The organism is Mesorhizobium sp. WSM3868 (assembly GCF_002294785.1).
In the GTDB taxonomy this organism is placed as follows: domain Bacteria; phylum Pseudomonadota; class Alphaproteobacteria; order Rhizobiales; family Rhizobiaceae; genus Mesorhizobium.
Map to the genome: position 1 here is coordinate 448860 of NZ_NSGB01000002.1, position 12434 is coordinate 461293.

The window sequence follows — 12434 nt, forward strand, 5'->3', positions numbered from 1 at the left end:
GTCAAACCTCAATTCTTCCGACGCGACCGAGTCGACCTTCAGAACGGACTGAATTCTCTGTCCAGCAGCCCCATAATGATGTCATCCTGCCAAGCCCCGCCGACGAATGCGGCTTCGCGCTCGCGACCCTCCTCCACAAATCCGCACTTGCGATAGCAGGCGATCGCGCGGAAATTGCTCGATAAGACCCTTAGCGAAACTCGATGCAGGCCACGACCGAACGCATACTCGAGCACAAGCCTGATCGCTTCGGTACCATACCCCTTGCCGAGATATGCATGGTCGTCGATGCCGATGGCCAAGGCTGCCCTCTTGTCCTGCCAATCTATGCTGTGCAGGCGGACATGGCCGACGAAGGAACCGGCATCAATGACCCAGGCACAGTTCTGTTGCTCGATGAAGCGAATGGCAGCCTCGGCTTCTCCTCGGGTAAAGGTTGTGTTTGGGCCGAATGTCCGACCATAGGCTTCAACGATCTCGCGATGCCGACCAAGCGCTAGCCGCGTTTCCACATCTTGGGGAATTGGTCTGCGAAGGATGAGGCGAGCGCCCCGAAGTTCGGGAAGATCGGCTATCATTTGTAGAAGCTAAGATGTTCGTGCCTATTTGTCGAACGGCCGACTCCGCTCATCGCGGTCATTTGCGATAGCCAATTGATTGAGTTGCAACAGAAAAGCATCGGGGCATGAGCCTCAAACACGAGACTCACTCCTTCGCCGCTGCGGCCGCCTTGATATCCAACAGCCCATAGCCGAAGTCATTGTCCCGCCCCTTCGGGCCGAGATCCTTGGCCGTGGCCGCCAGCGCCTTCTCGATATCATCGGCCGAGCGGTCGGGCGCGGCATGGATCAGGTTGGCGATCGCGCCTGAGACGATCGCGGCGGCGAAGGAGGTGCCGGTCACCACGTCCGAGCCGGTGCCGCTCGGCGCAACCATCTCAACGCCCGGCGCCGAGAGGAAGACATAGGCGCCGCGATTGGCTTGCGGCATCAGCCCGTCCTTGGCGTCGGTCGCGGTGACCGCGATGACCCCGTCGAAGGCTGCCGGATAGCCGTAAGGCGCTTTCGGCCCGTTGTTGCCGGCCGCTGCGACCAGCACCATGCCGAGCGCGCGCGCATTGCGGCAGGCGGTGCCGAGGAGGTCGTTCTTCGGCCCGACGAAGCTCATATTGATGATGCGCACGTCCTGTTCCGCCGCCCAGTCGAGCGCCGACAGGATGACATCCATACTCGACTTGCCGCCCTCGAAGGCCCGTGCGTGATAGATCTTGGCGCCCGGCGCGATGCCTTCCAGCGCGCCGACGCCGGCGATCAGCCCGTCGACGGAGGTGCCGTGGTCGCGCTTCTTGATCGGCACGTTCGGCATGGCGTCGAACTGGCCGGCGATCACGCCTTTCAGTGCTGGGTTGGTATCGTCGATGCCGGTGTCGATGACGGCAATGCGCACGTTCTCGCCGCTCGCCTGTTTCGAATCGAGCGCGATGCGCTCGAAGGCATAGTTCACGATGCCGGCGGCCTGCTGCAGCGAATAGATGTGGTTGGGCTCACGCCGCTGCGTACGCCCGTCGGCGGCAAGCTGCGCCAGCACGACGCCGACCGGCCGTCCGTCCGGAATGCCGTAGCGCACCAGCGTTGTGCCGAGCAGCCGCGACTGGCGCTGCGAGCGCACCTGCAGGCCCAAGGTGGTGGCGATCCGCTGCACCGCGCCGGCATCGCCGGCGACCGTCACCAGCACCTCGTCGGGCACGAACTCGCCACTGACCGCACGCGGCGGCGCGGCGAGATTGAGCCCGGTAGGCGGTGTGATGGGGCCGCTTGGCGGCGGAGCGGGCGCCGCTGAGCTTGTTGGACTCTTTGGAGGCGCCGGCTGCGTTGGCGCAGGCGTTGGCCGTGCAGGCGGATTCGGGAACAGGTCGACGATCAGCGACGGCAGGAACACGGCGCCGCCGACGGCATTGCCCGCGCCGGATTGCCCGCCGCCGTCCTTGTCGCAGTCAGCGCCGGCCGCCGTCGTGCGGCTGAGGCAGTCGATCTGCTTTTGCGAGAGGTTCGGATCGTTGGTCTGCGCAACGGCGGGAGCGCCTACAAATGTCGCCGCCAGCATTGCCGCATGAAGAACGACCGCCTTAGCCGCCATCGACCGGTTTCCTTCCCTGCACCACAGCTTCCGCGAAAGGCTGGGCGGCAATAAGGCCGACGAGCTTGTCGTAGTCGGCCGCCGTGCTGGCCGGGATCGTCACGTGAAACACATTGGCGGCGGTCGGCCCGCCGGCGATCTTCAGCCCGTTCTGGCCAAGGAAGGCGGCGATGTCCGACATCTTGGCATCCGGCTTGAACTTGACCAGGGCAAAGGGCAGGTTCGCCAGATCATCCTGAGCGCCGGCGATTTCAAAGTCGTTGCCCTTGCCGCCCGGCCGCTCGAAAGACTGCGCCACGACCAGCGCAAGCAGCGCCGCGGCCGCCGTCCAGGCGACGCCCGAGGGGATCGCCGTGACCCGGCCGAAGACCTTCGCCAGCCATGACTGGCCGGCGGGCGCGCGCGCCGGACCGGCCTCGGCGTCGAGCGCCCTTGCAAAGCGCGAGAGCGCGTCGGCCGGCGGTCGGATCGCCTCGTTGGCGGCGGCGGTGCCAGAGAATTCGGCCTCCGCCTCGCCGAGCGCGGCCATCGCCGCAGGATCGGAGGCCAGCCATTCCTCGACGGCTTCGAGTTCGGCGCCTTCCAGCGAACCGTTGAGGTAGAACGGCAGCAACGTCTCCATCTCGTCGCGGCGCGACATCTTTTCAGCGGCGCTCATGGCCACCCCCTGTCGTAACCGGCGGCCTTGAGGGCCTCGCCGAGTTTCTTGCGGGCGTAGAACATCCTGGTCTTGACGGTGGCGACCGGGATGTTGAGCACCTCGCCGATCTCGGTCACCGACTGGCCATGGTAATAGGCAAGGTCGATCACCGTGCGGTGTTCCTCCGGCAAGGCATCGACAAAGCGGCGCAAGGCGGCGGCCTTGCCCTCTTTCATGGTGACGACTTCCGGCGTGTCGGCGCTGTCGGGAACCTGTGCCGCCTCATCGTCGCCGATCCAGTCTTCCTTCTTCTTGCGCAGCAAGGACAGCGCCTTGAAGCGGGCGATGCCGAGCAGCCAGGTCGAGACTTCGGAGCGGCCTTCGAAGCTCGGCGCCTGGCGCCACAATTCGAGAAAGACCTCGTTGGTTATATCGTCGGCCATCATTTCCGATCCCGTCTGGCGCGCCACGAAACGGTAGATCCGCGCGTGGTGACGCATGAACAGGAGCCGCACGGCGGCCCGGTCGCCCTTCGCGATCCGGTCTACAAGCGCGCGATCGGTTTCGGTCGCCGCGTTCATGGCCGGTCGAGCCGCCTGGCTCCTCGTGGCTCTGTCGCTGGTCGGTCCAAAAAGGTTCATCCTCCGCCAAGGAATTTCGGAAGCTAACCGAAGAAGATGAGCGTTGCCAGAGGTGGCGCCCCCTTCTCCCCTTGTGGGAGAAGGTAGATCGGCGCGGAGCGCCGAGACGGTTGAGGGGTGTTCCAGCGGAGTGAGACGTTGGCGTTCACTGGAACAGCCGTCATCCGTCGCCTTTGGCGACACCTTCTCCCACAAGGGGAGAAGGGGAGCTAAATCAAGAACACCTTCCCCTTCATCGTCGCCGGCACCTCCACGCCGAGCCGGCTCAGCACCGTCGGCGCGAGCTGCAGCTGTTCGAGCAGCGCGTCGGCTTCTGGACCCTTCGCCGGCCCGAAATAGTAGAGCGCGAAATCCTGCATCTCGTCATCATGCCCGCCATGATGGCCGCGGTCCGTCTGGCCGTGATCGGCGGTGACGATAACTTCATAGCCGGCTTCGCGCCAACCGGGCAGGAAGGCGGCGAGCATACCGTCCATCGCGTAGCAGGCATGATCCATCTCGTGGCAGTCGTGGCCGAAGCGATGGCCCATCGAGTCCAGCGTGCAGCTGTGCAGGATGCCGTAGTCGATGCCGTGGCGGCGGGTGAGCATGGTCAATGTCGCGAAAAGGTCGACATCGCTCGGAGTCATCTGGTTCTTGAGATTGTAGCCGGTCATGGTGTGGAAGCGGCCATGCGTGATCGGCCCGCCAGGCTCGTCGAATTCCATGTCCTCGACCAGATCGAACGGGTGGGAGTGGAAGAATTCCGACCAGTAGGAATGCGTCACCGCCCCGGTCCTGCCGCCGGCCTTGCTCACCTCCGAGAAGATATCGGGCTGCCTGACCCGGAACCGGTTCTCGTTGGAGAGGATGCCATGAACCTGCGGCGCGACCCCGGTATGGATCGAGGCGTAGCAGCAGGCCGATGTTGACGGCAGCACGGAGCGCATTCTCCACACTTGCGCCTCACCCGATTGTACCCAGCCTTCGAGATTCCCCATGAGCCGGCGCCAGTTCCGGTAGGGCACGCCGTCAAGGATGATGAGCAGCAATTTGGATTTAAGCGCCACGGGCAATTCCATGCGGTCTTGCGGGAGGGATCAGCATCGAAGGCTTGACGGACCCGGCCAAGTCCCAGAAGCGCAGAGAAGAGCAAGCCAGCTTAGTTGCCGGCGCTTTCCATGCGCCGGCCCGCGATCGCCTTCTCCAGCCAGCCGATCTCCATTTCGGGGACCGAGGACAATAGAAGGTCGGTATAGGCATCGAAGGGCGGCGCCAGCACCTTGCTCTTGGAGCCGTAGCGAACGACCTCGCCGCGATACATGACCGCGATCGAATCGGCGATCGACTTCACTGTCGCGAGGTCGTGGGTGATGAAGAGATAGGCCACTTTCTCGATCTGCTGCAGGTTGAGCAGCAGCTTGAGGATGCCGTGGGCGACCAGCGGATCGAGCGCCGAGGTCACCTCATCGCAGATGATCAGCTTCGGCTTGGCGGCGAGCGAACGGGCGATGCAAACGCGCTGCTTCTGGCCGCCCGAAAGCTCGGCCGGATAGCGGTCGATGAAGCCCTTGCCCATCTCGATCTGGTCGAGTAGCTCGGCGACGCGCTTGTCGCGCTCGCGGCCTCTTATGCCGAAATAGAACTCGAGCGGCCGGCCGATGATCGTTCCCACGGTCTGGCGCGGGTTCATCGCGACATCGGCCATCTGGTAAATCATCTGCAGCTGGCGCAGATCCTCCTTCGGCCGGTCGGCGAGCCTGTTGCCAAGCGTTCGGCCGTCGAAGAAGACGCTGCCCTGCTCGGGCGGCAGGAGGCCGGTGATGGCGCGCGCCAGCGTCGATTTGCCGGAACCGCTCTCGCCGACGACGGCCAGCGTCTGGCCCGGGTAGATGTCGACCGAGACGTTCTTCAGCACCTTGACGAGACCGCCGCCATAGGCGGCCGTCACGTTCTTCACCGACAGCATCGGTGTGGTGCCGGGCTGCTGTTCGTTGTGCTCGATCTCATGCACCGAGACCAGCGCGTTGGTGTATTCCTGGCGCGGCTCCTTGATGATCTGGCGGGTACCGCCCCATTCGACCAGCCGGCCATGGCGCAGCACCATGATCTCGTCCGCGACCTGCGCGACCACGGCGAGGTCGTGGGTGATGTATAAGGCCGCCACATGGGTATCGCGGATGGCGTCCTTGATCGCCGCCAGCACGTCGATCTGCGTCGTCACGTCGAGCGCCGTGGTCGGCTCGTCGAAGACGATCAGGTCGGGCTCGGAGCAAAGCGCCATCGCCGTCATGACGCGCTGCAACTGGCCGCCGGAGACCTGGTGCGGGAAGCGCTCACCGATCGTTTCCGGATTGGGCAGGCTGAGCTTCTTGAACAGCGCGACGGCTCGCTTTTCGGCCTCGGCCCGGGTTGCCGTGCCGTGCAGAAGCGTCGCCTCCACCACCTGGTCCATCAGCCGGTGCGCCGGATTGAAGGCTGCCGCCGCCGACTGGGCGACATAGCACACTTCGCGGCCGCGCAGCTTGCGCAAGCCCTCCTTGCCGCCCTTCAGTATATCGCGGCCGTTGAGGATCACCTCGCCGCCCGTAATGCGCACGCCGCCCCGGCCATAGCCCATGGAGGACAGGCCGATCGTCGACTTGCCGGCGCCGGATTCGCCGATCAAGCCGAGCACCTTGCCCTTCTCCAGCGTCAGCGAGACATCATGGACAAGGGTGATGGTCTTCGGCGCCTCGCCGGGCGGGTAGACGGTCGCCTCGATGCGCAGATTGCGGATGTCGAGGAGTCGGCCGGAGTTTGCTTTGCTGTCAGCCATCACCCGCGCCCTCCCTTCAGGCTGGTCGTGCGGTTGAGTACCCAGTCGGCGACAAGGTTGACCGAGATCGCCAGAGCCGCGATCGCCGCCGCCGGGATGAGCGCCGCCGGGATGCCGAAGACGATGCCGTCCTTGTTCTCCTTCACCATGCCGCCCCAGTCGGCGTCCGGCGGCTGCACGCCGAGGCCGAGGAAGGAGAGCGTCGACAGGAAAAGCACCGCATAGATGAAGCGCAGGCCGAGTTCCGAGACCAGCGGCGACAGCGCGTTCGGCAGAATCTCGCGGAAGATGATCCAGCCGCTGCCTTCGCCGCGCAGTTTCGCGGCCTCGACATAGTCCATGACGTTGATGTCGACCGCCACCGCGCGCGACAAGCGGTAGACGCGGGTCGAATCGAGGATGCCCATCACCAGGATCAACGTCACCAGGTTGGACGGCAGCACCGACAGGACGACCAGGCCCATGATCAGCGTCGGGATCGACATCAGCAGGTCGACGAGGCGCGACAGCATCGTGTCGAACCAGCCGCCGAACACCGCCGCCGAGAAGCCCAGAATGGCGCCGAGCGAAAAGGACAGCGCGGTGGCCAGCACGGCGATGAACAGTGTGATGCGGGCGCCATAGATCATGCGGGACAAGAGATCGCGGCCGAGATTGTCGGTGCCCAACAGGTGCACCGATGACATCGGTTCCCAAGGGACGTCGCTGACGATCTCGGCATTGCCGTGCGGGGCAATCCATGGCGCCAAGACCGCGGCCAGCACGAACAGTGTCGTCAGCACAATGCCGATCAGCGCCGCGACAGGAGTGCGTCTGATATCGAGCATACCGGCGCCCCCTACTTCGGATGCCTGAGCCGCGGATTGGCGACGATCGCCGCAATGTCCGCGATGATGTTGAGGGCGATATAGACGGCCGCAAAGATCAGGCCGACCGCCTGGACGACGGGAACGTCGCGCTTGGTGACGTGGTCGACGAGATATTGCCCCATGCCCGGATAGACGAAAATCACCTCGACCACGACGACGCCGACCACCAGATAGGCGAGGTTCAGCATGACGACATTGATGATCGGCGCGATCGCGTTCGGGAAGGCATGCTTGCGGATGACCGCGAAAGCCGAGAGCCCCTTGAGCTCCGCCGTCTCGACATAAGCCGATTGCATGACGTTGAGGATCGCCGCTCGCGTCATGCGCATCATGTGGGCGAGCACCACCAGCGTCAGCGCCGCCGCCGGCAGCGCGATCGCCTGCAAGCGCTCGCCTAACGACATTCCGTCATAGACGGTCGAGATGGCGGGGAACCATTGATGCTCGACCGCGAAGTAGAAGACCAGCAGGTAGCCGATGAAGAATTCCGGGAACGAAGTCGAGGCGAGCGCCACCCCGGAGATCATCTTGTCGACCCAGCCATTGCGGTAGCGCACCGCGATCAGGCCAAGCGTGATCGCCAGCGGAATGGCCACGATTGCCGCCCAGAAGGCCAGGAACAAGGTGTTCCACAGCCGTTCCTTGATCGATGTCGCTATGTCCTGGCCGCTCGACATGGCAGTGCCGAGATCGCCGGTGAGCACGCCGCCCAGCCAGTGGAAGTAGCGGATATAGGCAGGCTGATTGAGTCCGAGCTGTTCGCGCAGATTGGCGAGCGACTCCGGCGTCGCCGATTGTCCGAGGATGGCTTGGGCGACGTCGCCGGGCAGGATCTGCGTGCCGGCGAAGATCAGGACCGAAACGGCCAGCAGAAGGAGGATGCCCAGCGCAACGCGCTGGGCCACCAGTTTCACGACGGGTGAGGACATCTCCGCAAGGCCGGACCTTAGGCTTCCATCCAGCACTTCGCCAAGGCGTAGCCGTTCATCAGCTCCTGATGCGGATCGTCCACCCAGCCACCGACTTTGGGACCAGTTGCGTCGATGAACTGGTTGAACATCGGCAGAATCAAGCCGCCCTCGTCACGCACCATCACAGCCATGTCATGGTACATCTGCTTGCGCTTGGCCTCGTCGAGCTCGGCGCGCGCCGCCAGCACCATCTTGTCGAAGTCCGGCCGCTTGAACCGCGTGTCGTTCCAGTCGGCGCTCGACAGGTACGCGGTCGAGTACATTTGGTCCTGCGTCGAGCGGCCGCCCCAATAGGAAGCGCAGAAGGGCTGCTTGTTCCAGACTTCGTTCCAATAGCCGTCGCCGGGCTCGCGCTTGATTTCCAGCTTGATGCCGGCCTTGGCCGCGCTCTGCTGATAGAGCTGCGCGGCATCGACCGCGCCGGGGAAGGCGACATCCGACGTCCTGAGCAGGACGGCGCCGTCGTGACCCGACTTCTTGTAGTGGAACTTGGCCTTGTCGGGGTCGTATTTGCGCTGCTCGATCTCGGTGAACAGCGGGTAGGAGGCGTTGATCGGGAAGTCGTTGCCGAGCGAGCCGTAGCCGCGCAGCACCTTGTTCAGCATCTCTTCGCGGTTGATCGCCAGCTTCAGCGCCATCCTGAGGTCGTTGTTGTCGAACGGCGCCGTGTTGCAATGCATGATGAACACGTAGTGGCCGGGACCGGAGTGGTTGCGGATGGTGACGCCCCGCACGCGCTTGATCAGGTCGACGATCTTCGGCTCGACGCGGTTGATCATGTTGACCTGACCGCCCTGCAGGGCCGCCGTGCGCGCCGTCGCGTCGTTGATGACGACGACTTCGACTTGGTCGGCATGGCCCATCTTGTCGCCCTGCCAGTAGTTGGCGAAGCGTTCGCCGACATGGCGCACGCCGGGCTCGTTGACCTTGACCTTGTAAGGGCCGGCGCTGATGCCGGCATCGGGTTTGTCCTTGCCGCCATTCGGCTGGACGATCAGGTGATAGTCGCTGAGCAGATAGGGAAGGTCGGCGTTGGCTTCCTTCAGGGTCAGCACCACTTCCTTGCCGTTGGCCTTGATGGTCTCGATGCCCTTCATGTAGCCGAGCGCGCCGGACTTCGACTTCTCGTCCGAATGGCGCTCGAGCGTGGCTGCCACGTCCTGGGCGGTCACCGTCTTGCCGTTGTGGAATTCGATGCCGTCGCGGATCTTCAGCGTCCAGACCTTGGCGTCGTCGGAAGAGCCGATTTCCTCGGCGATGCGGTTCTCGAGCTTGCCGTCGGGCGACAGCTCGACGATCATTTCGCCCCAGCACTTGCCGAAGGCGAAGGGCACCTGGGTCATCATCAGCGCGGGGTCGAGGCTGTTGGTGGATTCACCGCCGACCAGGCCGGCCTTCAACGTGCCGCCCTTGACGGGGCCGGCAGCCCGGGCAGCGCTCGAAAGCAGCGAGTTGGCGAAGGGCGCGGTGACGCCGAGCGCGGCGGCGCGGCCAAGGAAGTCGCGGCGGCTGAGCTTTCCGGCAGCGACGCGCCGGCTGAGATAGTCGAGTTCGTTTGTCATTACGGGTTCCTCACTCTGATGGTACGACCATGTGGTCGGTTCTTGTTCTTGTGAGGGATAATGAGCGCAACGGAAAGCTGTAAGCAAGACCGAATGCGACATGCCGTGGCGTAAATGGCGCGTCGCATTTGGACCAATCTTGTCAGCGCTCACACGAGAGCGCGGGGAATCGTCTGTTTGAAATCGCGCTCGAACACCAGTGTTTCGCCCTCATAGGCCTCGATTCTGGCGCTGAGGATGAAGTCTTGCGCGTCCGAGCGCATCTCGGCGAAGGTCTCGGTCCGCACCGACCATTCATTTCGCGACAATGTCTGCGTCCAATGCGTGCTGCCCGTCGCCGACAGGGGATCGTCGGGTTGGATCGCCCATGTCTCCCTGACCATGCTGCCGTGGACCAGCCCGTGCTCCAGGTCGCGCACCTCGCCGAAATCGTCCGTTACGGCAAGCGTGACGACGCCGGTCTTTTCGTTGCGGTGGATATGCCGTTCGGAATTGGTCGGCCTGATCGTCTCGGTCGCCCAGGGCGTAGCCCCTTCCGGTTCGGGAAACGAGAGCTCGTCGGCCGTCGCCGGCGGACGCAGCGGCAGCTTGAGCGTCGCTGCCGACAGTTCGAGCGTCGCCGGCTCCGGCGAAGGCCAGATCATCGGCCAGTAGGCGGTCGAGACGGCGACCCGCAGGCGGTGCCCGGCCGGCACCCGGTAGGCGCACTGATCGAGCACGACGCGTGCCGAGACCGTCTCGCCTGGCACCAGCGCTTCCGGGAACTCGTGCGAGTTGCGGTGGGTGAGGTTGAGCACGCCATAGGAGATCAGCTCCGAGGCGCCGTCCGGATGCACGTCACAGAGACGCACCGCGATGTTGGCCTGGCGGCGGTCCGAGGCGACCCGTACTTCGACTTCCGGCGCGCCGACGATGTCGATCGCCTCCTCGAGTTCGACCTGGTCGAAGCATACAGAAAGCGCGTCGTCGGGGCGCTGGTCGCCCGGCAGTTCCGGACCGAAGGTGAAGGGAAAATACTCGCCGCCCGCAAGCCCGCAACTTTGCGGCGAGGCGACGATTGCCGGTCCGGCGCCTTCGGCGATGAGCTCGGTTGCCTTGACCTTGATGTCGGGCGAGGGCCATTGCTGTTCCGCAACCCAGCGGCCTGACCGTTCGGGATGCCAGCGGGCCGGACGCACGCTGTCCATCACATAGGCGCGGTAGTCCGGGTCGGCCTCGACGCCGGTCGCCGCGCCCTTCAGCCAGCGGTCCCACCAGCGCAGCGCCTCCTGCAGGAAGCCGATGGCCGGATTGGGTGCCGCGTAATGCGGATATTTGTGGATCCAGGGGCCGACGATGCCCTTCACCGGCGCCTGGATGTTGGTGACCAGATTGGAGATCGTGTTGCGGTAGCCGTCATGCCAACCGCCGATCGACAGCACTGCCGCCGTAACGGCTGAAAAGTCCTCGCAGATCGAGCCGCGTTTCCAGTAAGCATCGCGATGCTGGTGGCTGAGCCACAGCGGCGCGAGAAAGGGCTGGTTCTCCAGCCGGCTCAGCCACAGATCGCGCCAGCGGTTGCCGCCGGCGATTTCCGGATCCGGCGGCCGCGACGAGTAGGAGAGCATCGTCGAGGCCCAGCCGAAATTCTCGAGCAGCAGGCAGCCGCCCTTGTAGTGGATGTCGTCGGCATAGCGGTCGACGGTCGAGCACAGGCTGATCACCGCCTTCAGCGCCGGCGGCTGCTTTGCCGCGACCTGCAGGCAGTTGAAGCCGCCCCAGGATATGCCCATCATGCCGACATTGCCGTTGCACCAGGGCTGCGCGGCCGCCCAGGCGATGACGTCGCAGGCGTCCTGCAATTCCTGCTCGGAATATTCGTCGTCCATCAGCCCTTCGGAATCGCCGTTGCCGCGCATGTCGACGCGGATCGAGGCATAGCCGTGTCCGGCGAAATAGGGATGCGTCAGCTGATCGCGGAAGATGGTGCCGTCGCGCTTGCGGTAGGGCAAATGCTCGAGGACCGCCGGCACCGGGTTGTCGCCGGCATCCTCAGGCATCCATATGCGCGCCGACAGCCGGCAGCCATCCGGCATGACGATGCCCATATCGGGAAATTCGACGACCTTGCGAGGGAATTCTGTGACGGTTTTCATGCAAGGCACATGATGGAACCGTCGCCGAGGCGTCGTGGGCCAGCCGGCGAAATCGGCTGGTCAATAAGCGTCAGTTCAAAGCGTCAGTTCAGCGGAATGTCGTTGTCGGCCTTGCTCGCCTGGTATGTGCCGGACAGCGCGTCATAGCGTGCGGAGATCTTGGCAATGCGCGCCTCCAGCCGCCTGCGTTCCGCCTCGGGCAAAGCGCGCACCAGCCGGCGTATGGAAAAGCTCTTCCAATAGGCGTTCTCGGCGTTGTAGCCGCCGGGATCGAGTGTGAAGACCTCCTTCAGGATCTTCAGGTCATGCGGGATGGCGAAGCTGTCGCGCGAGTCCTCGTGGCTGAAGAGGTAGTAGAAATTGTCGAAGCCGGTCCAGGTGATCGCCGACAGGCACAGCGAGCAGGGCTCGTGCGTGGCCAGGAACAGCGCATCCCTGGTGTCGACGCGCTGGGCCCTGGGCATTTCGTAAAATCGCTTCAGGCAGTGCATCTCGCCATGCCAGAGCGGATTTTCGATTTCGTTGTTGGTTTCGGCGAGCACCAGCGAGCGGTCGTCTTTCCGCAGGATGGCGGCGCCGAAGAGTTTGTTGCCATGGTCAACGCCTTCAGCGGTCTTCGGCACGATATCGTGCTCGATAACGTCGAGCAGGCGGTCGATCAGCGAAATGTCTGTCATCGGGAA

Annotated in this window: 11 protein-coding genes; all 11 read right to left on the minus strand. The window is 64.2% G+C overall.

The genetic code is table 11. From position 1 onward, the window contains the following. Positions 1-38: 38 nt before the first annotated feature. Complete coding sequence (locus tag CK221_RS05430; protein WP_095776967.1) at positions 39-578, minus strand: GNAT family protein; 540 nt, start codon at positions 576-578, stop codon at positions 39-41. 127 nt (positions 579-705) lie between these two features. Next, entirely contained in the window at positions 706-2136 is a 1431-nt protein-coding gene (locus CK221_RS05435) for a S8 family serine peptidase (RefSeq protein ID WP_095776968.1), read from the minus strand. Then, positions 2126-2794 (minus strand): anti-sigma factor, encoded by a 669-nt coding sequence (locus tag CK221_RS05440; protein ID WP_082980509.1) that lies wholly within the window; start codon positions 2792-2794, stop codon positions 2126-2128. Before CK221_RS05440 ends, CK221_RS05435 begins: the two co-directional genes overlap by 11 nt. Beyond that, on the minus strand, positions 2791-3357 hold the full coding sequence (locus tag CK221_RS05445; RefSeq protein WP_095777098.1) for a sigma-70 family RNA polymerase sigma factor: 567 nt from the start codon (positions 3355-3357) through the stop codon (positions 2791-2793). Before CK221_RS05445 ends, CK221_RS05440 begins: the two co-directional genes overlap by 4 nt. Before the next feature lie 269 nt (positions 3358-3626). Then, positions 3627-4466 carry an alkaline phosphatase family protein gene (locus CK221_RS05450; RefSeq protein ID WP_095777099.1) on the minus strand — a complete coding sequence of 280 codons (840 nt, stop codon included), beginning with the start codon at positions 4464-4466 and terminating at the stop codon, positions 3627-3629. Positions 4467-4558: 92 nt separating this feature from the next. Then, a complete protein-coding gene (locus CK221_RS05455) occupies positions 4559-6214 on the minus strand; it encodes an ABC transporter ATP-binding protein (RefSeq protein WP_067324103.1) in 1656 nt (551 codons plus the stop codon). Next, positions 6214-7041: an ABC transporter permease gene (locus tag CK221_RS05460; protein WP_066995982.1), complete on the minus strand. Its 828-nt coding sequence runs from the start codon at positions 7039-7041 to the stop codon at positions 6214-6216. The genes CK221_RS05455 and CK221_RS05460 overlap by 1 nt, the downstream gene beginning before the upstream one ends. A gap of 11 nt (positions 7042-7052) precedes the next feature. Beyond that, complete coding sequence (locus CK221_RS05465) at positions 7053-8012, minus strand: ABC transporter permease (protein WP_067324105.1); 960 nt, start codon at positions 8010-8012, stop codon at positions 7053-7055. Positions 8013-8029: 17 nt separating this feature from the next. Continuing rightward, positions 8030-9616 carry an ABC transporter substrate-binding protein gene (locus tag CK221_RS05470; RefSeq protein ID WP_095776969.1) on the minus strand — a complete coding sequence of 529 codons (1587 nt, stop codon included), beginning with the start codon at positions 9614-9616 and terminating at the stop codon, positions 8030-8032. Positions 9617-9765: 149 nt separating this feature from the next. Further along, positions 9766-11751 carry a CocE/NonD family hydrolase gene (locus CK221_RS05475; protein ID WP_095776970.1) on the minus strand — a complete coding sequence of 662 codons (1986 nt, stop codon included), beginning with the start codon at positions 11749-11751 and terminating at the stop codon, positions 9766-9768. A gap of 83 nt (positions 11752-11834) precedes the next feature. Next, a complete protein-coding gene (locus CK221_RS05480) occupies positions 11835-12428 on the minus strand; it encodes a nucleoside deaminase (RefSeq protein ID WP_095776971.1) in 594 nt (197 codons plus the stop codon). Positions 12429-12434: the final 6 nt, after the last annotated feature.